18 protein-coding genes and 1 pseudogene are annotated in these 23586 nt (G+C 39.6%); 13 read left to right on the top strand and 6 right to left on the bottom strand.

Annotated elements, in window-relative coordinates; genetic code table 11:
- Window positions 1–6 precede the first annotated feature (6 nt).
- Together ACHUE3_RS02670 and ACHUE3_RS02665 are read left to right on the top strand one after the other, a co-directional pair.
- Entirely contained in the window at window positions 7–1026 is a 1020-nt protein-coding gene (locus ACHUE3_RS02670) for a zinc-binding dehydrogenase (protein ID WP_394189905.1), read from the top strand.
- Between the two features lie 43 nt (window positions 1027–1069).
- Window positions 1070–1570, top strand: coding sequence for a GNAT family N-acetyltransferase (locus ACHUE3_RS02665; RefSeq protein WP_394189903.1), 501 nt, complete (start codon window positions 1070–1072; stop codon window positions 1568–1570).
- Here the strand turns inward: ACHUE3_RS02665 and ACHUE3_RS02660 are convergent.
- Genes ACHUE3_RS02660 through ACHUE3_RS02650 form a run of 3 tightly spaced genes read right to left on the bottom strand, consistent with a single transcriptional unit; the run spans window position 1557 to window position 5078 of the window.
- A complete protein-coding gene (locus ACHUE3_RS02660) occupies window positions 1557–2192 on the bottom strand; it encodes a PqiC family protein (protein WP_394189901.1) in 636 nt (211 codons plus the stop codon). The genes ACHUE3_RS02665 and ACHUE3_RS02660 overlap by 14 nt on opposite strands.
- On the bottom strand, window positions 2193–3848 hold the full coding sequence (gene pqiB / locus ACHUE3_RS02655; protein WP_394189899.1) for an intermembrane transport protein PqiB: 1656 nt from the start codon (window positions 3846–3848) through the stop codon (window positions 2193–2195).
- Window positions 3849–3857: 9 nt separating this feature from the next.
- On the bottom strand, window positions 3858–5078 hold the full coding sequence (locus ACHUE3_RS02650) for a PqiA/YebS family transporter subunit (RefSeq protein WP_394190268.1): 1221 nt from the start codon (window positions 5076–5078) through the stop codon (window positions 3858–3860).
- 157 nt (window positions 5079–5235) lie between these two features.
- On the opposite strand from ACHUE3_RS02650, the gene ACHUE3_RS02645 reads away from it, so the two are divergent.
- Window positions 5236–6012 (top strand): substrate-binding periplasmic protein, encoded by a 777-nt coding sequence (locus ACHUE3_RS02645; protein WP_394189897.1) that lies wholly within the window; start codon window positions 5236–5238, stop codon window positions 6010–6012.
- Here the strand turns inward: ACHUE3_RS02645 and ACHUE3_RS02640 are convergent.
- The gene (locus ACHUE3_RS02640; protein ID WP_394189895.1) at window positions 6001–6816 is read right to left on the bottom strand and encodes an acyl-CoA thioesterase; all 816 of its coding nucleotides are present in this window, start codon (window positions 6814–6816) and stop codon (window positions 6001–6003) included. The two genes, ACHUE3_RS02645 and ACHUE3_RS02640, sit on opposite strands and share 12 nt — an antisense overlap.
- Window positions 6817–7059: 243 nt before the next feature.
- Between ACHUE3_RS02640 and dnaK the strand changes: the two genes are divergently transcribed.
- From dnaK to ACHUE3_RS02605, 7 genes and pseudogenes are all read left to right on the top strand, one after another.
- A complete protein-coding gene (gene dnaK / locus ACHUE3_RS02635) occupies window positions 7060–8979 on the top strand; it encodes a molecular chaperone DnaK (RefSeq protein WP_394189893.1) in 1920 nt (639 codons plus the stop codon).
- Window positions 8980–9191: 212 nt separating this feature from the next.
- Window positions 9192–10334, top strand: a complete 1143-nt coding sequence (gene dnaJ / locus ACHUE3_RS02630; protein ID WP_394190266.1) for a molecular chaperone DnaJ — start codon at window positions 9192–9194, stop codon at window positions 10332–10334.
- Window positions 10335–10810: 476 nt separating this feature from the next.
- A complete protein-coding gene (gene ybaK / locus ACHUE3_RS02625; RefSeq protein ID WP_394189891.1) occupies window positions 10811–11272 on the top strand; it encodes a Cys-tRNA(Pro) deacylase in 462 nt (153 codons plus the stop codon).
- A gap of 476 nt (window positions 11273–11748) precedes the next feature.
- Window positions 11749–14004: an acyl-CoA dehydrogenase gene (locus tag ACHUE3_RS02620; protein ID WP_394189889.1), complete on the top strand. Its 2256-nt coding sequence runs from the start codon at window positions 11749–11751 to the stop codon at window positions 14002–14004.
- 125 nt (window positions 14005–14129) lie between these two features.
- Window positions 14130–15533 (top strand): RHS repeat-associated core domain-containing protein, encoded by a 1404-nt coding sequence (locus ACHUE3_RS02615; RefSeq protein WP_394189887.1) that lies wholly within the window; start codon window positions 14130–14132, stop codon window positions 15531–15533.
- On the top strand, window positions 15530–16177 hold the full coding sequence (locus tag ACHUE3_RS02610) for an ankyrin repeat domain-containing protein (protein WP_394189885.1): 648 nt from the start codon (window positions 15530–15532) through the stop codon (window positions 16175–16177). The genes ACHUE3_RS02615 and ACHUE3_RS02610 overlap by 4 nt, the downstream gene beginning before the upstream one ends.
- A gap of 162 nt (window positions 16178–16339) precedes the next feature.
- A pseudogene (locus ACHUE3_RS02605) lies at window positions 16340–17385 on the top strand (transposase).
- A 327-nt stretch (window positions 17386–17712) separates the two neighbouring features.
- On the opposite strand, the gene ACHUE3_RS02600 reads toward ACHUE3_RS02605, so the two are convergent.
- Entirely contained in the window at window positions 17713–19638 is a 1926-nt protein-coding gene (locus tag ACHUE3_RS02600) for a hypothetical protein (protein WP_394189883.1), read from the bottom strand.
- 347 nt (window positions 19639–19985) lie between these two features.
- On the opposite strand from ACHUE3_RS02600, the gene ACHUE3_RS02595 reads away from it, so the two are divergent.
- On the top strand, window positions 19986–20936 hold the full coding sequence (locus tag ACHUE3_RS02595) for a kinase (protein ID WP_394189881.1): 951 nt from the start codon (window positions 19986–19988) through the stop codon (window positions 20934–20936).
- A gap of 4 nt (window positions 20937–20940) precedes the next feature.
- On the top strand, window positions 20941–21912 hold the full coding sequence (locus tag ACHUE3_RS02590; RefSeq protein ID WP_394189879.1) for a Gfo/Idh/MocA family protein: 972 nt from the start codon (window positions 20941–20943) through the stop codon (window positions 21910–21912).
- A gap of 4 nt (window positions 21913–21916) precedes the next feature.
- Here ACHUE3_RS02590 and ACHUE3_RS02585 read toward each other — a convergent pair whose 3' ends face one another.
- Complete coding sequence (locus ACHUE3_RS02585; RefSeq protein WP_394189877.1) at window positions 21917–22654, bottom strand: ABC transporter substrate-binding protein; 738 nt, start codon at window positions 22652–22654, stop codon at window positions 21917–21919.
- A 299-nt stretch (window positions 22655–22953) separates the two neighbouring features.
- On the opposite strand from ACHUE3_RS02585, the gene upp reads away from it, so the two are divergent.
- Window positions 22954–23583: a uracil phosphoribosyltransferase gene (gene upp, locus ACHUE3_RS02580; protein ID WP_099297707.1), complete on the top strand. Its 630-nt coding sequence runs from the start codon at window positions 22954–22956 to the stop codon at window positions 23581–23583.
- Window positions 23584–23586: the final 3 nt, after the last annotated feature.

Genomic DNA, 23586 nt, shown 5'->3' with positions numbered 1-23586 from the left:
TCATTAATGCCACATACTGATATTTTATCAACAATCCCTAGGCTTATGCGTGCAATTGTGCTCGAGGAGCCTAACGAGCAGATTTTACTTTCTGAACGTGAAATACCTGTGCCTGATGTATCAGGGAATGATTTGTTAATTAAAGTGGAGTATGTGGGGTTAAATCCCACGGATGCGCAGTTCGCTAAAACAGGATTTTGTAAATGGAGTTACCCACACACTTTAGGCTTAGACGCCGTTGGTGTTGTTGTAAAGGCTGACAAAGGTGTTTTCCCTGGAGTGGGAAATCGGGTTATGTTCCATGGTAATTTAGGTGAGCAAGGCGTGTTATCCGAATACGTAAAAGTCCCTAATTTTGCGGTATCAGTAATACCTGATTCGGTTAAATCAAGCCATGCGGCGACACTCCCCTGTGCTGGTATGTCAGCATTAGTTGCACTGGACAAACTGCAATTAAACGAAGGTGATTCAATATTAATCGAAGCGGGTGCAGGTGCAGTGGGCCAATTTGCAATTCAGTTTGCAAAACAACGTGGTGCAACAGTGTTTACGACAGCGAGTAAGCGCAATCATAAGCTTGTTAAGCAGCTCGGAGCTGATGTTGCATTTGATTATCACGATAAAAAGTTAGCAGATAAAATTCGCCGAGAGCTCGGGCCCCAAGGTTTTGATGCCGTTCTGGATTCAATTGGGGGAGAAACGACTATTCGTAACGTTGAGTTAATGCGTTTTTGTGGACGTATTGCTTGTTTAAATCCTTTACCAGCATTTGAACAAGAGCTAATGTTCCGCCGAGCTCCCAATATAGGTATTGTTTCACTAGGCGGTGCTTGGCTTGCAAATAGCTTATGTGCACAGCAAAGAATGAGCTTTATGGGTAATTTGTTATTAGAGAGCTTAGCAAACAATGCATTGACCATTCCTTGTATTATTCCTGTTGAGTTTAATGCTTCCAATGTATCTGCAGCGCTCAATAAGCAATTACAAGGTGGTTTTACCGGGAAGCAGGTTGTGCAGGTGAGCTAAATTAAATGCGTTTGTTGTATTAAGCCTCACTTAAAAGGATGTTATGACTAATATTAAATCACAACGATTGTTAATGCGTACCGGTCAATTAAGTGATAGTGCTTTTATTTTGGCGCTACTTAACCAACCTAGTTTTTATAAAAATATTGCAGATAAAGGCATTTATACACCTGAGCAGGCACAGGATTATATTCAAAATGCATTTATAAATTCGCATAAAATAAATGGCTTTGGCCCTTATGTAGTAACGCTTAAAGACTCTACCCCTGTTGGGATGGTTGGGTTGTTTAAACGAGATTATTTACATTTTCCTGATATTGGTTATGCCTTTTTAGCAAACCATACAGGTAAAGGCTATGCAACAGAGGCTTGTGAACAATTGATTCAAAATGTTCACAATCGCTTTGAAAGGATTGCAGCAATTGCCTCTAAAAATAATATCGCATCACAAAAAATACTTAAAAAGTTAAACTTTTCCCGCATGACAGATATAATAGCAAGCCCCGACAAGCAGCCTATTTGCCTTTATATTAAGGCGTTGTAACTTTAATTTGCATTGTTTTTAATTGCTCTGCAACGTTTAGGTTGACCGCCAACCATGTTTTTTCAAGTGTTTCAACGAGCCCTTTGTAATCATCATCTATCAAAGGAGTTAATTCACTAAAGTAGTGAATTTCCTTTAACGTGCGGCCATTCTTAAATGTTGTGTGGTAAAGCCGCCACAGACCTGATATGTCTGCATTACCTGCATTGTCACCATTAAAGTGGTGAATTTCATATTCAATTTCATAAAAATCTTGTTGGTCGGTGTCGGTAATTACAGGTAATCCTTTGACGACCATCCATGTATCTAATTGGGTAAACAGTGTTTGATGAGCACTTGCTGTTAGCATAATATCCGGCGCTTCGCTCCATAAATGATAATTTGCCGATGTGACTTGGTTATTATCTACCTCTAGTGCAATACCGCGATTATTTAAAGCACCGCGCAGGTTGACGGTTAATATACGCAGTTGTACATCTGTATTATCACTAGTGCGCGCAGAAGGGGTTATTTTCTGATTAAACTGAAAATACTTCACGGGGGCATTCAATGATTGACTACAGCCAGTGATACCTAGCATGCAAGTAACGAATAGCGTGTTAATTAAACTGGAAATACGCATTTATTGTTTCCTCGGCGTTGGGTCAGCTGGTAATGATTTATCAAAAATAAACATGTTTGGCTGCTCATTTAAGCCACGTGTTAAAGGTTGCAACTCTTCACTTAAGCGCTTAAATTCAGAAAGTGTTTGTTGTAATTGGTGATGAAATTGCGAACCTTGCTGATAGCTTGCCATGGTTTTTTCAAACTGTTTCATCGTGACATCAAATTGTTGCATGCTTTTGGTCATTTCAGCAAAGTTGCGGTTAATATCACCGGGCAAATTTTGTGTATCTTGTTGATTGAGCAAGTCACGCATTTCATTGGCAAGCGCTTGATAATCAGTAAATGTAGATTGCATTTGGGCTAAGCTGTCTTCAATCTTTAGGTTATTCACCTTGTTGAGTACATCTGAGACTTGATCAGCCAATACCGTGATCCCACTGGAAACGCTTGGGAATACTTGATATTGAGACACAGTTGTTAGCTTAGCGTCATCAGCGTCGTTATATATATCAAAATCAACATACACGGCACCAGTAAGTAGATTTCCTGGTTTAAGCGATGCGCGTAAACCATTTTTAATCCACCCTTCGACGTTGCTGCGCCAAAAATCGCGGGCTTGATTACTGTCATGGTAAATTCGGCCATATTCAACCTTAATAAGAGCAGGTACGGCTGTATTATCAGTTCTAAAATGAGCAGGCACACCATCAATCATCACATTAGCTGGCGCTTCTACTACTGTTCCGACGCGCATACCTCGGTATTCAACGGGGGCGCCAGGTCTTAAGCCACGTATAGATTGCTCAAATTCAATCAGGTAATAATCAAAATCATAAAAACGTTCTTCTAGAGCATGCTTGTAGCTTTTACTTAATGAAAATGCGTGGCCATCATTAGCTATATCACCAGGGGCTTGTTGTTCAGGTAAGCCAACAGATATACCGCCTTTAAGTAATTTACTTAAAGAACCCGTATTAACATTAATACCATCAGCAGATAAATCAATTTCAACACCCGCGTTAACCCAAAAAATTGAGTTAAGTGTAATTAGGTTTTGATACGGCTCATTGATGAAGATGCCGTATTTCATTGCTTGGTTTTTCCAATCAAAAGTGGCAGTCTCAACTTGGCCAATTTTATAATTTTTATAATAAATGCTGGTACTTACATCCATTACTTCGGCATCATAGCTTTGCAGAACAAACCGACCACCTTTGACATCTTTACCAATTAATGCGGGTTCGTCTTGTAAAATGAAATGTTCTTTTATTTGTTTGCTTTCACCCGGTGCAAATTCTAAATACACTCCAGATAATAAGGTACTCATACCACTAATACCTGTTTCATCAATACGTGGTTTTACAACCCAAATAGTAGCGTCTTCGGTCATTAAACTATCGTAATGCTTTTCTATTTGCGCTCGCGCAATAACACTATTTTTATCATCAGATAATCGAATGTGATCTATTTGGCCTATTTTTACGCTACGAACTTTAATTTCAGTTTTACCAGCAATAATCCCTTCTGCTTGCGTCATGGTGATATATATAGTCGCACCTTTATTTGTCTGGTATTGATACAACATCCACGCACCAACAAATAGGGCTATTATAGGAATAATCCAAATAGCAGAAATGCGAGGCTCTTGTTTTACGTTGGCTGTTTCACTCATGAACTATCTCTAATTACGTGTAACGTCATTTGGCGAATCCCAAAGCAGACGGGGGTCGAATGCGTGCGCTGCCATCATTTGGCTGAGCACCATAGCAGTAAAAAATACAGTCCCTAGGCCTGGGCTCACAGACATTAAATTACCTAACTGGACCAAGGCTACTAGAATTGCAACTACAAATACATCAATCATAGACCATTTACCAATAAATTCAGTTAATTGATACACTTTGGTATATCGTATTGACTGGCTGTTTGCTGGTTGTTTTACGATAATGCATAAAAAAATTAATATCAGTGCTTTTGCTAGTGGCACAACTACACTTGCTAAAAATATAATTATAGCGATGGGGTACGAACCTGCTTGCCATAACACAAAAACACCACCAATAAGAGTAGAAGGCGATTGATCACCCAAGCTAGTGGTATACATAATAGGAAATATGTTTGCAGGGATATAACAGGCAACGGAAGTTAATAACCACGCGAATGCTTTTTGAATACTATTAGGGTTACGAACATGTGCTTTACTGTGGCAGCGGGGACAATATTCATGCTCAGATAATTGGTGACACACATGACATGCTCTAATGTTTTTATCAATCCCTCTGTCGCCATTGTTTGCTTCACTAATATTAGCTAATGGGCGCACTTGTTCCCATAGACGCTGACGGTTTAGGTGCCTAAGTGCAGCGATATACAAAATGACGAAGCAGATATAAGCCCAAAAACTAATCCCAAAACTAATGTCTGCCATCGACATAATTTTAACCATACTGACAAGTACACCAATCAGAAAAATTTCACACATTATCCATGGCTCTAATGCCAACGTGAATTTAAGTAACCGCTTTGCAATAGCAAAAGGTAGTACTTTTAAAAGTCCTAAATGCAGTGGGATAAGTGTTGCAAGTAACGCCATGGGCAAACCAATAATGCTCACGTCAATAAAAATACCGAGTAATTCACTGTCATAATTAAATAAAATTTTTGCCGCATCAGGTAACGTGATGGTTTGCGTAATACCGCTACTACTGAATGAAATAAAAGGATAGAACATACTGCTTAAAAGCATGATTAACGCACTTATACTTAATGCCACAATAAGGGTATCGTTGTTTGTATTTAAGCTAGACAGTTTGGTGCGGCAATGAGGGCACACAGCTATCTGCTTGGCTGCTATTTGAGGAAGCTCAACAATTAGATCACAGTTAGGACAAGCTGTTTGCAATGCGATAGCCAAATAAAGTACACACGGATTAAAGTCTGCACCAAATAAATGTGAATTACAATTGGATGATTGTTTTAAATACACTATCATAAGATAAGAATGAATGGAGTCATACATGCACGCATTTAGGCGTAAATAATGCCTCAAGGGTTAATTTGTGAAGAAACTATTTTGTTTTTGCTTTATTTTAATAAGCGTAAATCTACATGCTCTAACAGAGCAAAAATCGACTAACCCTATTAATATTGGTGTAAGCCCTTCATTACCTCCATATGTATTTAGTAAAGATAACTCGGGTTTACAGTTAGAGTTAATTAAAGCAGCCTTTAAAAGCCAAGGCGTAACTGACCTTAATATTATTTACATGTCGAATAAACGTGTAGAGTACTCCTTAGAGCAAGCTGAATTAGATGTTGCAGTGAATTACGCCGGCTCTCGTGTCGAGGGGATTTATCCAAGCCAAAGTCTTTTATCTTATCAAAATGTAGCTGTAAGCCTTGCTAAAAATAACTTTAAGATAAACTCAGTGTATGCGTTAACAGGTAAAAGTGTATTGGCTTTTCAAAACGCCACCGCATTCTTGCCACATCCTTATAAAAGGGTGACGACAAAATTGAATCACTATGAAGAGGTCGTCAATCAGGCTGCGCAGGTTGATCATTTAATGAAAGAGTGGGTTGATGTAGTGGTCCTGGAAAAGCGGGTGTTTTTATATTATTTACAGCAATACCAGTCAAACAATGAGCCAAAAGAGATAACAATACATCCTATATTTAGCGAAGCTGCGCGCCCTGCGTACTTCAATAATAAGTCATTACAAGAATTGTTTGATATGGGACTAGACCATATCAAACAAAGTGGAGAGTACAACGCAATTATGGCCTTCAATGGTACTAATTACGCAACTGCTCCAGACGATGGTTTAGTCAAATAAAGCAACAGTTTGACGTGTTAGCGCAATAAGCTCACCGGATTGTGACCAAATAGCGCCGTCTTCAAGTCCATACCCATCTTTACAGTGATGTGTGATTGCTTCAAATCCTAGCCATTCATGCGCTGCTAATTGTGGTTCTTGCACGAATTCTAAATACCAAGACATACTGCTTGCTGGCGCCGGTTGTTGAAACATTTGTAATAGAGTGGGGGGCCAAGCATCGGTAAGCGCAATAATGTGTGCTTCATTTAAATTTTTTGGGGTGTGCTTTAGTTTCATCCAACCACCTAAGTGCGATGTATCGGCCCCAACAAACGGCATACCACCTTGTTGTGGGCATAAATCAACATGTTGGAAAAACTCAGGCATAGCACCTGATTTAAAAGGAAGTGTATACCGGGGATCCACAGGTTTTAAAGTCATTTCTTTCGACACGGGTACATGAACACCAGAATTACGTGCTTTAGCAAAGCAAGCTTGCACAATCACGCTTACTTGATCGTTTTGTACAGCTTTGGCTAAAACTTGAGTACTGTTTTTACCTTCTCGTAATATTTCAACATGTAATGAAAAGTCTGTGTCGGCTAATAATGGTCCTACAAAATTTGTACTTAATGACAGTAAACGTCGCGATGGCTCAATCTGCTGGCGCATGGCTTGATAAAGTAGTGATGCAGATAAGCCGCCAAATGCGGTTCTACCTTGGCACCAATTAGCAGGAAACTGCATGGTTGCTGTTTTTTGTTCAAGTGCTGACATCTTACCTATTTTTGTTGCAGCTTGTAGTAAATCATCAAAGTGCATAGCCGTTCCTTTGGAATAATATGTTATTTAGTTAATTTATATCACACAAAAACTGATCAGACCACTTGTGAAAGCGTGCTCAAATGGTCTAAAAAACACCAATTCATACTTGTTATAAGGTTATTTGCAAAATAAATTACAAAAAATCACTTTTTTTTCATTTTTACAGTTGAATTCAGTTTGGGGCATCCCTATTTACTAGTCATCGAACGTATTAACGAATTTTGAAGTTGGAGATGATTCATGGGTAAAATTATTGGAATCGATTTAGGTACTACTAACTCTTGTGTTGCAGTACTAGATGGCGATAAAGCACGCGTAATTGAAAATGCGGAAGGCGATCGCACAACACCATCCATCATTGCGTACACGCAAGATGGTGAAACATTAGTTGGTCAATCTGCAAAGCGTCAAGCAGTGACAAACCCTACTAACACTTTATTTGCGATTAAGCGTTTAATCGGTCGTCGTTTTGAAGACGAAGAAGTACAACGTGATATAGGCATCATGCCTTTCAAAATTATCAAAGCTGATAATGGCGATGCATGGGTTGAAGCGGGCGGCGAAAAACGCGCTGCACCACAGATTTCAGCTGAAGTACTGAAAAAGATGAAGAAAACAGCGGAAGACTTCTTAGGTGAAGAAGTAACTGAAGCGGTTATCACAGTACCAGCTTACTTTAACGATTCACAACGTCAAGCAACAAAAGATGCTGGCCGTATTGCGGGACTTGAAGTTAAACGTATCATCAATGAGCCTACAGCTGCTGCGCTTGCGTACGGTATGGATAAAAACAAAGGCGAAAACATTGTTGCAGTATACGATTTAGGTGGCGGTACTTTCGATTTATCAATCATTGAAATTGATGAAGTTGAAGGCGAACACACTTTTGAAGTACTTGCTACTAATGGCGACACGCACTTAGGTGGTGAAGATTTCGATAACCGTGTAATTAATTACTTAGTTGCTGAATTCAAGAAAGACCAAGGTGTTGACCTAAAAACTGACCCACTTGCAATGCAACGTGTTAAAGAAGCAGCAGAAAAAGCAAAAATTGAGCTTTCTTCGGCACAATCTACTGAAGTAAACCTTCCGTATGTAACTGCTGATGCTTCAGGTCCTAAGCACATGAACGTGAAATTAACACGTGCTAAGCTTGAGTCACTAGTAGAAGACTTAGTGATTAAGTCAATTGAACCACTAAAACGTGCACTAGCTGATGCAGACCTATCTGTTAGCGACATCAACGACATTATTCTTGTTGGTGGTCAAACACGTATGCCATTAGTGCAAAAAACTGTGAGTGAGTTCTTTGGTAAAGAGCCACGTAAGGATGTTAACCCAGATGAGGCTGTTGCAGTAGGCGCGGCGATTCAAGGTGGTGTTCTAGCAGGTGACGTTAAAGACGTACTATTACTAGATGTTTCTCCACTGTCTCTAGGTATTGAGACTATGGGTTCAGTAATGACTGCGTTAATTGAGAAAAACACGACGATTCCTACTAAGAAATCGCAAACTTTCTCAACAGCTGAAGACAATCAAGCAGCGGTTACGATTCACGTACTACAAGGTGAGCGTAAACGTGCAAGCGACAATAAATCTCTAGGCCAATTTAACCTAGAAGGCATTCGTCCTGCACAACGTGGTACACCACAAATCGAAGTTACTTTCGACGTAGATGCGGATGGTATCTTACATGTATCAGCTAAAGATAAAGATACAGGTAAAGAGCAAAAAATCACTATTCAAGCGTCTTCAGGTCTAAGTGATGAAGAAGTTGAAAAAATGGTTCGTGATGCAGAAGCTAACGCTGAAGAAGATAAAAAATTCGAAGAGCTTGTAGCGACTCGTAACCAAGCTGATGCAATGGTTCATGGCACGCGTAAGCAAGTTGAAGAAGCTGGCGATGCACTGCCTAGTGAAGACAAAGAAGCAATTGAAGCGGCTGTTGTTGACCTAGAAGCAGCAATTAAGAGTGACAACAAAGAAGAGATTGAAGCAAAAACTCAAGCTCTTGCTGAGAAATCACAAAAATTGATGGAAATTGCACAAGCTAAAGCACAACAAACTGGCGGCGACGCTGGTGAGCAACCACAACAGTCAGCTAAACAAGATGACGACGTTGTAGATGCAGAGTTCGAAGAAGTAAAAGACGACAAGTAATTGTCACTAACGCTTCTCACTAACCTAAAACATCATGACTAAATTGGGTGTTTAAGTTAGGATGAACAAATGAGGCGCGTAGGCTAAAGCTTAACGCGCCTTTTGCATGTAAAAAGAGCATGTAAAATAGCTTAAAAATTAATGGTAAATCGATATGATTTATCGGTTTATCCGCAGCCAAGCTGCAGTAGCAAAAGAGTAGTGTGATAGATATGTCAAAACGCGATTATTATGAAGTTCTTGGTGTGGCAAAAGATGCCAGCGAAAGAGACATTAAAAAAGCGTACAAACGCTTAGCGATGAAATATCATCCAGATCGTACCGCCGGTGATAAAGAACTGGAAACCAAGTTTAAAGAAGTTAAAGAAGCTTACGAAATCTTAACCGATGATCAAAAGCGCCAAATGTATGACCAATATGGTCATGCGGCCTTCGAACAAGGTGGTGGCGGTGGTCACGGTGGTTTTGGTGGCGGCCAAGGCGACTTTGGTGATATTTTTGGTGATGTTTTCGGTGATATCTTTGGCGGAGGCGGCGGTGGTCGTCGTCAATCTCGTCAGCAACGTGGTGCCGATTTACGTTACAACATGGACTTAAGCTTAGAAGAAGCTGTTCGTGGTAAAGAAGTTGAAATTAAAGTCCCTACATGGGTGAGCTGTTCACCTTGTGACGGCAGTGGTGCAAAGCCTGGTTCTAAGCCAAAAACATGTACAACATGTCATGGTGCAGGCCAAGTACAAATGCGCCAAGGTTTCTTTGCTGTTCAACAATCGTGTCCTACGTGTCAGGGCACAGGCCAGATTATTTCTGACCCCTGTAATAGCTGTCATGGCCAAGGCCGTGTAGAGAAGACTAAAACCTTATCAGTTAAAATACCAGCGGGTGTTGATACGGGCGACCGTATTCGTTTATCTGGCGAAGGTGAAGCGGGAGCTCATGGAGCACCTGCTGGTGATTTATATGTTCAAGTATCGGTACGTGAACACCCAATCTTCGTGCGTGATGGCAACAACCTCTACTGTGAAGTACCAATTGGCTACACCACAGCAGCCCTAGGCGGTGAGATTGAAGTACCTACGCTAGATGGTCGCGCTAAGCTTAAAATACCTGCTGAGAGCCAAACGGGTAAGATGTTCCGTATGCGTGGCAAAGGTGTTAAATCAGTTCGCAGTGGAGCTGTAGGTGACTTACTTTGCAAAGTGGTTATAGAAACACCTGTAAACTTAAATGAGCGTCAACGCGAATTACTTGAAGAGCTTGAGTTAAGCATGGGTAAAGACGGTTCAAAAAATCGCCCTAAAGAAAAAGGCTTTTTTGAAGGCGTGAAAAAATTCTTTGATGATTTAACTAAGTAATAATCGTTAAGTGATTTAAAAATGGCGCCACATGGCGCCATTTTAGTATAAACTGAAAAAATAGCGTGTGTATTCAATTATACAGCAGCACTTCCCGCACCTAAGCGCTAACCTCCTCAGCATAAAATTTAAACCAGATTTTATTTATAATTTTGTTGATTTAGTACATTTAACAACCAAGAAAAATTAAAACCAACTCTGTTATTGTCCAAATATTCCACAAAGTATGTAATTAACCTGAACTCTGGATAATAAATCTATCTCCAGCGGCTACTTTCACCGCTAACTGCGTTGAATTTACTTGCAATAGGCCAGCTATTGACGCGTAAATTCGCCTTGTTATCGCTAAAAGTTTCCGGCTGGAGACTAATAAATATATTTGTGATTTAATATCAATACATTAGTACATCTCTTAACCAGAGTTCAGGTTAATTATCTGCAGTACGTTTTATGTACAGATTTAAGGAAAAATAACAATGACACCGGCAATTATACTCTTAGAGCAAAAGCACATAAACTTTACTGTATTAAGTTATGAACATGATGCAACAGCAACACAATTTGGACTTGAAGCGGTTGAAAAACTTAAATTAAATGCAGAACAAGTATTTAAAACGTTACTGTTAGAAACGAGTAATAACAAACTCGTTGTGGCAATTACGCCGGTATCGCAGCAGGTAAATTTAAAGCAACTGGCTAAAGCATGTGGGGTTAAAAAAGTAGCGATGGCAGAGCCAAATAAAGTGGCTGCTAGTACGGGCTATATTTTAGGGGGAGTCAGCCCGCTTGGTCAAAAAAAACGTCTTGATACATACATTCATCAAAGTGCTGAAAAATTTAACACTATTTATGTGAGTGCAGGTAAGCGCGGCCTTGAGATAGCACTGTGTCCGTTGGATTTACAAACGCTAACGCAGGCGACCTTTGCCTGTTTTTGAAAAATATACCCAAGCCACCTCAAGATGCAGAATTCAGCGTTGCACAGGGGCTTAATATCAAGGCGTTACTTTGCAAGAATGGCAGTCCCTTTTAAGAATTAACAACGATGAGAGTAAGTACCTGTGAAACGCCCAAGGGTTTGGTTTAAAAGCGATTTATACTGCGTTATTGATTTTAACAAGGGAACAACCATTATTTGCAATCAATGCCTTGCCTAAATCGCTTTTAATTCCAACTGAAACTCACATCTTGAGGTGGCTTGGGTATAAAATGATAGATTTGCGGTTTTATTGCACAAAAATTCAAAAGTATTTTCAATTCAGCTTACACGTGTAAGCCGTTTTTATTCAATAACTTATGCATACCAAAAATAAATAAATTGAAAAAACTGTTAAAAAGTTGGTTAGAGCAATTGATCTAAAGTGATTTTTATGACGTAATAGTACTATAAATTATCTGGTCGGATGAGTTAATCATGAGTTTACGTACAAAATTAAAAAAAGTGTTACCTAGTATTTCTATTACTGAACAAGAAGCGCTTGATGCGGGTGATGTTTGGTTAGAGGGCTCTATCTACCAAGGTAAGCCTGATTTTAGCGCCTTGCGCGCTGTGCCAGCTGCAACATTAAGTGCAGACGAGCAAGCCTTTATCGATGGCCCATTACAAGAACTAATGGGCATGATTGACGATACAGAGATTCAAAATGGCATTCATTTACCTGACTACATTCTCGATTTTCTTAAAAAAGAACGTTTCTTTTCACTTATCATCCCTAAGTCGTTCGGCGGTTTAGAGTTTAGTCCTTATGCTAACTCAACTATCGTAGGAACAATTGCAACTAAAAGCTCAGCGGTTGCGGTAACTGTTATGGTACCTAATTCATTAGGTCCGGGTGAGTTACTACTTCATTTTGGTACAAAAGAGCAACAAGCTCATTACTTACCACGCTTAGCAAATGGCCGTGATATTCCCTGTTTTGCATTGACTAGTCCAGAAGCGGGTTCTGATGCAGGCGGTATCCCTGATTTAGGCACCGTGACTAAAGGCATGTATAACGGTGAAGAAGTATTAGGCCTTGAAATCACATGGGACAAACGTTACATCACGTTAGCGCCAATCGCTACAGTACTTGGCCTAGCCTTTAAAGTAGTTGACCCTGATGGTTTACTTGGCGGCAAAGAAAACCTAGGCATTACCTGTGCGCTTATTCCAAAAGAGCACCCAGGTGTTGAGCTTGGTAATCGCCACGACCCTATGGGTATTCGCTTTTACAACGGTACTACCCGTGGTAACAAAGTATTTGTACCAATGGACTTCATTATTGGTGGTCAAAAGAACATCGGCCGCGGTTGGCAAATGCTGGTTAGCTGCTTAGGCGCTGGCCGTGGTATTTCATTACCGGCATTAGGTGTAAGTTCGTCACAAGTTGCATTTAAAGGTGCATCTGAGTATGCAGCAGTGCGTGAGCAATTTGGTTTAGCCATTGGTCAGTTTGAAGGTATTCAAGAAAAACTAGCAGACATTGCAGGTAAAACTTACCTACAAGAAGCAATGCGAGTACTGACAACTGAAGGCTTAGGCATGGGCTTAAAACCATCTGTTGTTACAGCAATTGCAAAATACCACATGACAGAGATTGGTCGCGATGTACTTGATTCAGCAATGGATATCCAAGCCGGTAAAGCGATTCAAAATGGCCCGCAAAATACATTAGCCAGTGGCTATGTGGCACAGCCTATTGCTATCACTGTAGAAGGTGCAAACATTCTAACTCGTAACCTAATGATTTTTGGTCAAGGTGTTATGCGTTGCCACCCATATTTACAGTCTATGGTTGAGTCAATCCACAGCGAAGATAAAAACGCAGATAAAGAATTCAACAGCATTTTACGTAAAACAGTAGGCTACAGTGTAGGTAACAGCTTACGTGCATTCCGTTTAGGTGTTTTACCATTTACCGCGGGCGCAGAGTCTAAATTGCCAGAAGTACGCGAATACGAAAAAGCAGCGCAAAAGTTATCTGCAAAACTTGCTGTTTATGCTGACTTCTCGTTACTAGTGCTAGGCGGTAAACTTAAGCAAGCTGAAATGCTTTCAGCACGCTTAGGTGACGTGATGAGCTTTTTATATGCGGCGATGGCATCAATCAAGTACTACGAGCAAAAAGTAGCGAGCAGTGAGCGTGAGCAAGCATCGCCATACTTCCACTATGCAACTCGTTTTGCTTTACAAAGCGCAGAAGAAGCATTGCACAAGTTTTTAGATAACTTCCCAGCAAGCGGTACACGTAAGTTTATGCGTTTCATTACCATGAACTACTCAACTAAAATGCCAAAGATCAGCGATGACTTAATCCGTGAACTATCTAAGCAAGCACAGCTAGATACAGCGTTTAAAAAGCAAATCACGCATCTAGTTAAGCCAGTTGAAGGCGACGGTCATCATATTAATGAGCAAGCATACCAAGCTAAAATGGCGTGTTTAGACTTACTTGCAAAAGTTAAAAAAGCATTACGCAGCAAAACAATCAAGCCAGGTATTCGTTTTGCCTTAACACTTGATAATGCGCTTGTAGCTAACATCATCACAGAAGATGAATATGCAAAATTAATTGATTACAACAAAAAGCGTGAACGCGCAATTCGTGTTGATGAGTTTGATTTTGACTTAAACTTGTTAGATGAAAATGCAAAGCCAGTAAACCCACTGAAAAGCGTTGTTAATCAGTAATATTTGATTTAATTCAACAATGTTAGCGCCCAGCAGTTCGGGCGCTTTTATATTCAAAAGCCCATACAAAATTGTATGGGCTTTTTTGTTTGTGATATCAAATTACTCGTGCCATTTAAAACGAAATGGATAAACCCACACAAATAGTAAAGGACGGTAAAACCCTCAACTTTACCTATGGTCCGCAGCATATGCGCTTTAAACAAGTAAATGGCAGCGTGACTACTTTTTACAGTGATAAATTGTATGAAGAAGAAATCGACGGCACAAACACTACCTGGCGTGCCTACATAGACGACATCGCCGTAATAAGCCAAACCACCCATGAAGGCGCAGCCATCCGCTATACTCACCGCGACCGCCTAGGCAGCGCACGGGTATTTACCGACCACAACGGCCAAGTAGAAGCAGAGCGAAACTACGACCCATTTGGTAAACCTCGCCTAGCCAGTGGTGGGTTAAAAAATCCAGCTAAAGAAGATGATTTAGAGGATACTAAAACACGAAGAGGCTTTACCGACCACGAACATTTAGATAATGTAGAGCTTATTCATATGAACGGGCGGGTGTATGACTATAACCTTGGTCGGTTTATGAGTGTTGATCCGTTTATTCACCTTCAAGGTGGCAGTCAGGGAATTAACCCTTATTCGTACATCATGAATAATCCATTGTCGGGGACTGATCCTACTGGTTATTTACCTGAAACAGCTGAGTTTGACGTTGACGATATAAAAAATATAGAAATCTACGAAGACGGCTCAATTACTGTCAACTTTAACAACGGAGCTGAGAGCGCGAGTTTTTCAAATGTAACTATATCTGACGGAGTTAATACTGTTGATATAGGAAGCCAAGTATCAATTGCTAAAAGAGATGCTGCTATTGCTCAGGATGTGTACAGCGAGAAAAGCACGTTTGGGAAAGATTCAAATCTGCAAAGACTCGGCCAAGAAAAGCTGGAAGAACTGGGACTGGATGGTTTAGATTTCAATGATGACGAATCTGGGTTTCAATCTGCTCTTTATCATGACTCTGAAAGAGATGAATACATTTATGCTTTTGCGGGTACTCAAGATGCTAAAGACTGGGCAGCAAATGGAGCGCAGATTGAAGGGGAATATTCAAAGCAACATGATTTAGCCCAGTACAACACTGGAATCATAAGGCAATCTCTTGGCGTTAACAGTGACAACCTGTCTACTACGGGGCACTCTTTGGGAGGAGGATTAGCCAGTTTGAGTGCAATGAAGTATTCATTAAGATCCTCTACGTTTAATGCTGCTGGTTTACATCACAATAGTATTCACGGCTTTCGGGCAAACAACGGAAGTACCACAAATATAATGGCTTACTATTTTGAATACGATATTGTTTCCAGAGCGCAAGATCTTCTGCAGTTTGCTCCAGCTGCTCTGGGCAATCGTGTAATGCTTCAACCAGCATTCAACATTAGACCAACTAACCAAGGCGATTGGCTACGCGCACACGGTATTGATGAAATCAGAAACTCATTGGATAGATTATGATGACAGTTAATTGCAGCCTACTCTCGACTATATCGATCGTATGTTTATTTTTCCTAATTGGTTGTGGTGATACTAAAGAGGAATTTTTATCAGTGGAACCCAAAGGGCAAACTTTGGTGAAAAATGGTCATTCAATTAACCATAGATTAGCTAAAGCTATAAATGAAAGTGACAAAGAAGCTTTTAATGCGGCACTGGAGGAAGGAGCAGATCCAAACGCAAAGCTTGATAATGGTGGCAGCCCTCTAAGTTTATCTACCATAAATTTCGACCACTATTATTTCAACGAACTCCTTAAAGCGGGGGGGGATCCGAATTTATACAAAGATTCGGCAAATAAAAATCTTATTTTTGAAGTTTTAGGGCCAGATAGAAGGGAACACCTCAGGGTGCTGTTAAAGTTTAATCCAAATCTGGATGTTAAAGATGGCGTTGACAGCAGTCCACTTATTTATGCGGCAATTATCAGTAATTATGAATCAATGAAAATTTTGATTGAGTATGGAGCTGATAAAACGGCAGTAAATAGATTTGGGTACAGTGCACTTGACGTAATCAAAGACAATGCAACAAGAGAATGCCTTCATAATGAATGTCCTTTATTAAATGAATTAAAGGAGCTGCTTGAAAAGAGCAGAGACTAGGGTCACCCATTAGAAAGTTCCGGTCAAGCAGGCAGCTGTGTTTTCTTGATCTTTTTATTCAAAAAACCAAGCGACAAATAAAGAAGACACCCATGCTAATGTTTGTATTTTTTATATTTTGCACTAACTTTTAATTAGTGCAAAATATGATTAGGGTGTCACATGGCAATTGCAAGAAAGCGTCAAGTAAGTTTGGTTGATACAAAGTATTATCACTGTATTTCACGTTGTGTTCGACGTGCTTTCTTGTGCGGTGAAGATCGTTTTACAGGTCAGTCTTTTGAGCATCGCAGAGGCTGGGTTGAAGATAAGCTGCTTGGATTAGCCAAGGTATTTTGCATTGATGTATGTGCTTATGCAGTCATGAGTAACCACACTCATTTAGTGCTGTATGTTGATGATAAAAAAGCGGAGCGGCTAAATGATAAAGCGATTGTTATTCGCTGGCATAAACTGTGTAAAGGCACCTTGCTAACGCAAAAATACGTACAAGGTGAAAAGCTAAGTAAAGCAGAACTCATCTTTTTTAATCAAACGGTCAAACAGTATCGCGAACGCTTATCAAGTATTAGCTGGTTTATGCGGTTGCTAAATGAAGATATAGCGCGCAAAGCAAATAAAGAAGATAACTGCACAGGTAGGTTTTACTCGCTGCCATCCATGGCGCTCACCCTTCGGGCCGCCTAAGGCGTTCAAAGTTGTTCCTTACAATTTTGTGGGAAGGAAGGTTCAAGTCACAAGCGCTGCTTGATGAAGCCGCACTCGCCGCCTGTATGGCATACGTTGATTTAAATCCTATCAGAGCAAAAATGGCGCAAACACCGGAAGCATCGGACCACACAAGCGTACAAAAACGATTAGAAAGCGTAACAGAAGGCAAGCAACCAAAAAAACTATTGCGTTTTGCCGGCATGCCACGTCAAATTAAACCAAAAGGATTACCGTTTGAACTTAAATCCTACCTTGAACTGGTTGAATTAACAGGGCGTTGTATACGAGAAGGCAAGCGCGGGTATATTGAAAGCACACATTTACCTTTACTAGAAAGAGTCAATATTTCCCCAGAAAACTGGTTAAAACTGACTACGCAATTTACGCGGGTATTTCATGGCGCAGTAGGTAGGACGACCTCACAAGACAGTTACTGTGAAAACTTGAACAGAAAACGGCGTAGCAACGTCAGCAATAGCGAAAAGTTACTGGCATAAAGTTAAAAGCCTTCAATAAAGAATGAAAACTGCAATCATGCAGTTATTTTTATGCGTGTAATTTAGGTGTAACAGTGATAAACGCTCACTTAATGAGCGATGTGTTAGTGAAAACAGAAAAGAAATAAGTTTTTAGTCCAAAAGAGTAAACTTAGTCGCACAGTCATATTTACTTAATTAAAGTGGCTGTCTAGATTATTTATAATTAAAGTGGCTGTCTAGTTTATTTACGATTCTAGAGCCCTATGCGCGGTTATATTTAGTTTTTTATGATAATTAGTGTGCTGCTTTTATACCTTTATACAAAAGCGGCACTCTGGATTTAATTTATGATTTGCCTAACCAGTAGCTGTTTTGGTAGATATTTTCCTTGTACGTTGATTCGCTATAATCGTACACGCGTTGCCAAAACAAACGGTCTAACAAGTAGTTATTGCCATCTTTGTGGAGTAACTTAAAGTTAATAAGGGAAAGGTATGTACCTGTTTCATTTGCTAAAATGCTGGTTTTACAGGTTGTAAAATCAGTTGCTTCTGGGCAGTTTGACATCATTGCAAATGTAATGCTGTTATCTTCTTCAAATTGCCAGTATGTGTTTGGTTCTAAGCTAGAAGAATTTGTAAGCCCATTTTGTGCAAAACTTAGGAAAGAACCGGTATTGTCATCATTTAAATACCAGTAAGCTGAACTGTAGCCAGAGTTATAGTCTTCGCGCAGGTAATTAAAGAAATGTTTGTAATCTGCGAGTGTTACCTCTTCTTCATCGATTACCTCAAGAAGTGGGTAACCTAGCATAGTATGGCGTTGCTCTTTATTACGTGCATGCGCTACGATTGTTTGCCCATCAAAAAGCTCAAAGAAATGTAATGTCGATTCTTCACCATTGCCTGATACTTTGATTGTCTCGCCATTATTATCAAGGCTTAAATGCCAATTAAACGTCTCGCCCGTTTTTGGGTTGTCAAAGGATACGGTTGCATTGTCATTTGCAGAGACTAAAAAGCTTGAAGGTACATACCGAATAGCAAGGCCTTCACCTGTGTCTACTTGCCCTTGTATGAGGCGCCCTGTATAGCGTTTGCCTGTTTCTAGTGTTGGCACTGCCATAGGCTTTATTACCCTTACAGCAAAAATGCTTTCTTGCGTGTCCATAGCAGCGAGTAGTTCAGGTGTTTCAAGAATGTTATTGGCTGTTAAGTCATCATGGTAGCTTAATGAATGAGATAACTTGAGCACGAGGAATTCATTAAATTGCGCTACCACATCGGCATGCTCTAGGTTTACATCAAACTGCGCATTAAACGTATTTCCTTCATTATTTTTTTGAAGCTTATCAATGGTGGCAACTGTTTTAGCTGAGTTTATTGTGAGTCGAGTACCTTGTAATACAGCAGAGAAGTCGACGTATTCTGTGTCTGTTGTTGTACCCGCGCTATCATACATAGGTAACGAAATTGCAATTTGCGTTTCAAAAAAGCTGTCTTCACTTTCTGCGTTTAAGTGACTCACTATCTTGTATGATGAAATTGAGTGATTAGTGTAATACCCCGAAGAAATAGCCGAAGGAATATCTTTATAAAGCGTGACTACTTCACCTTTATCTTCAGTCACATTAAAAAATTCAACGCGAATCGCATCATCACGCTTTGCAAGCACATCAATTTCTATTAGCTCTCTTTGCGCACAGCCGTCTCCAATACAATTTGGTACGAACTGCGTGCTTAACGTTATTACGTCAGGATTGCTCCAGTAAAAGCTACTTAAAATATTGTCATTAAATAGTACGCCTCTCTCTTCGTTTGCAAACGAAATCAGTATATCTTGATTTGCTGTATGCCAACTACCCATGATTTCACTGTTGGTCAGTTCAATGGGTTGCCATGCTTCACGATTTTCTGCCACATTAACAAACAACTGATACTGATTACTTGCTTGTCCGTCAGATATTTCAACAGTAAACGTATGGTTATTAACCTCAAAAAGGCTGGGGTTGATATTAAATGTTGCTTGGTTATTTTCAGTGCTTACCGTTATCCATTGTGGTTGATTAATAATGGTTGCACTAATTTCATCGCCTTGCTGGTCATAAAGGTCAACAACCAGGCTAGCCGTTTCAAGAGCTTTACTGTTAATTGATAGTGTTCCAGAGAGTGTGGGGGGGGTATTTATTTCAATAGGAATTGTGTCGTCTGATGTATCTTCACAGGCTGTTAAAACTAAAGCAAGAAGAGGCACACTAATTAACTTTTTCATTTATGTCCTTTTAATTTTGTTATTTTGTTGAAAATTACCTATAGAAGGTATTTTAGTCAACAGTGTTTGTAACTAATCGTAAACGCTATCTAACTTAATTAAATGAAGTTTTTATTAAAGCGGTTTAATTGGGAGGATCTCGTGCTTCGATATTTCCAATGTAGGTTTTTATATAACCTTATTAATTATTTATGGTGCTATTTAGGCTTTTGCTGTCTTAAAATCATATCAATTTAGCCACAAACTTTTCTCAGATTCTAAGCGCCTAATGCGGCCTCGCTATCTTGTTAATATATTTATTCATAGTGTTATACTTTACGTTTTTTAAATGGTAGAGCTTTTAATAAATGCACAGTAAGTTACTAAATCGTCATTATAATAGTGTCAACTTGCAAGAGGTCATTACATCCTTATGGAGTGGCTGTGGCGAGATAGCTCGCTATAAATTGGATGAAAAGTCCTGTGTTGTGAAGTCAATCAATGTGCCTAAACACATTGAGCACCCACGTATCAAACAAAGTCAGTTTGCAATAAACCGTAAACAACAGTCTTATGAGGTTGAGTTTACATGGTATCGCGATTATAGCAGTTTACTTCCAGTGCAATCACGTGCTTTGGAGTGTTTTAATACCATTAACTATAAACAGTTATTTGCTCTTGTGTTTGCTGATTTTAAGGAGCATGGGTATGACAATGCAACTTGTTGCCCTGAGCATATTTTGGCAATTATAAAATGGTTGGCTTATTTTCATGCATTTAATTTGGACTCTCAGGCAGATGGTTTGTGGCAACAAGGTAACTACTGGCACCTAAGTACACGACCGGATGAATTTGAAAAAATAACTGATAATGAGTTAAAACAAGCGGCACCTATCATTGCAAGTAAGATTCAAGACTGTCCATTCCAAACTTTGATTCATGGCGATGCAAAACTCGCTAATTTTGCAATTAATCATCAAACACTAGACGTACTCGGTTATGATTTTCAGTATGTCGGTAAGGGCATTGGCACTGTTGATTTAATGTACTTTTTGGGCAGTTGTTTGGATGAGAAAACATTAATAACTGATGCGAATAAGTACACAGCACTTTATTATGAACACCTAGGTGATGCGATTAATTACTTTGAAAAATCGTGTGATGCACAGTCAGTAATTGAGCAGTGGCAATCACTTTGGCCTGATGCATGGGCTGATTTTTATCGGTTTTTAGTGGGGTGGAGCCCGTGCCATTGGAAAATAAATAGCTACATGCTAAACCAGTATCAAGCTGTTATTCAAAAAATAAATAGGAAGTAGTTTAATGCAAAAGCAGATACGTTGGGGAATGATAGGATGTGGTGCGGTGACTGAAGTCAAAAGTGGCCCGGCATATCATAAAACACCAGCATTTGAGTTATACGGTGTAACACGGCGTGACCAAGCACTCGCTAAAGATTATGCATTGCGCCACAAAATACCCTGCGTGTACGCCAGTGCAGATGAACTGATCAATTGCCCTGATATAGATGCAGTTTATATTGCTACGCCACCTGATAGCCATTTAGCATTGGCTTTAAAAGTAGCTGAGGCGGGTAAACCGTGTTGCATTGAGAAGCCATTAGCGCCAACATATCAGCAAAGCAAGCAAATTATGGATACTTTTGCAGCTAAAAATATTGCTGTATTTGTTGCTTACTACAGGCGTTCATTGCCACGTTTTAATAAAGTGAAGGCACTTATTGAAGATGCTGCAATTGGAAATGTGCGGCACATTACTTGGCATCTTAATAAACCTGCAAATCCACTTGATTTATCAGGCACATATAATTGGCGCACAGATAAACAGGTCGCACCGGGAGGCTATTTTGATGACTTAGCCAGTCATGGCTTAGACTTATTTGCATATCTATTGGGTGACTATGAGGCGGTATCAGGTATTGCAACAAATCAACAAAAATTATATGACGCTTTTGATGCTGTCTCAGCTTGTTGGCAGCATAAAGCAGGTATAACTGGCTCAGGTAGTTGGAATTTTGGTGGTTTTTCACGGTTTGATGATGTGGTAATTTACGGCTCAAAAGGAGAAATACGCTTTAGTGTATTTGATGAGTGTGATATCCGTGTTATCACTGAACAAGGCAGCGAGAGTTTTACAATTGCAAACCCAGATAACATTCAATTATTTCATGTGCAAAACATGGCTGAATCACTATGTAATAGTCACCCTCATCCCTCTACAGCGCAAAGTGCAACACATACTAGCTGGGTCATGCAGCAAATTCTTAACTCATAACTTGCTATTGTTTAAATTGTGTTATTAATGCCTGAATTATTAGCTCTTTTTCAGGCTCAGGAAATACCTCAGAATGCGCGTTGATTATTTGCTGTTGTATCTGCTTTGTTTGCAAAGCGCTATCAAATAGTTCAATAACTTTTTGGCCCTGCTCTGACTTCGCGCAGGCAATGTAACCAAAAATGGCGTCATTAGCGTTTTCAATTGTGAGGTATAGTGCGCTGTTTGTTTGCATGTCTTTTTCATGTCTTGAGATAAAAACAGCACTGTATTCAATAATTGCATCTACCTTATTTTCAAACAACATTTTACTTAAACGGTATGCACTCGTGGTTCCTGGCAATGATAAAAATGACTCAGGGTGTTCATCAATGTACTTATCAATAAGGTGCCCATATGATCGGCCACTTGTGATCCCTATGGTTAATTTATATTTGTTCACTGCATCAGATAAACTAAGGCTAACAGGTAATTCAGGGCGATTTAGAACAATCAAGCGGTTTGCAGGAAATGCCATAATGGGGTAGCGGGTAAAAATAGCATTTTTCATACGCTCAGGTTTTTTAACTTTATTGTACAAGCACACATCTTTAGACGTATGCAGTTGTTGCCATTCTCGCATACGGCTTGCAGGCGCGAACTGGAGGGTTATTTTTCCTTTTAATACCTTTTCTATAGCCAGCATGTGAACAGTTGCTATATTTTGAGGATCATCGCCTAACTGTGGTGCAAAATCAGTCATTAATTGAACTGTATAGGGTTTGGGCTCGGCTGTTAACAGCCAGGAAGTTAAGATAAACAAAATATAAAAATAACGCAGGTGTCTGTTCATATTGAAATCGCTTCTTTGTTTATAGCTTAATTATAGATTGTTTAAACCAAAATTTATTCTATTATTGTGTTTATGAGTATAAAACAGTCTAAATGAGGATAACTAAACAAAAAAACACACACTTTTTAGGCATTAGCTAAATTTTTAAAAGTCTCGTTGGAAATTTTACGTTAAAATAAACTAAGTTTATCTTTCTATCGGGCAACAAAATGACAATCCATGTAATCAAACATCCTCTCGTTCAACATAAACTTGGTTTAATGCGTGAATACGGTATCAGTACTAAAAGCTTTCGTGAGCTTTCATCTGAAGTCGGTACGCTATTAACTTACGAAGCAACAAAAAACTTACCACTTGAAAATGTCGAAATTCAAGGATGGGATGGCAATAATCTGGATGTTGAGCATATTAAAGGTAAAAAAATTACCGTCGTACCTATCCTAAGAGCCGGTCTTGGTATGATGGACGGTGTTATGCAATTACTGCCTGCGGCTAAAGTAAGTGTCGTTGGCCTTCAGCGTAATGAGGAAACCCTAGAGCCAATTCCTTATTTTGAAAAGCTGGTAGGTAAAATTGATGAACGTTTAAGCCTTGTTATTGATCCTATGCTTGCAACAGGTGGGTCAATGATTGCTACTATTGATATGCTTAAAAAAGCAGGGTGTAAAGAGATTAAAGTAATAGTGTTAGTGGCAGCACCCGAAGGTGTAGAAAAAACTTTAGCTGCGCACCCTGATGTTGAAATTTTTACCGCTTCTCTTGACTCTCACTTAAATGAAAAAGGTTATATCATCCCTGGTTTAGGTGATGCTGGCGATAAAATATTTGGCACCGTTTAGGCT

It is taken from the genome of Pseudoalteromonas atlantica, from assembly GCF_043641955.1.
GTDB classification, from domain to species: domain Bacteria; phylum Pseudomonadota; class Gammaproteobacteria; order Enterobacterales; family Alteromonadaceae; genus Pseudoalteromonas; species Pseudoalteromonas atlantica_A.
This window is presented reverse-complemented; position numbering and strand designations above follow the sequence as displayed.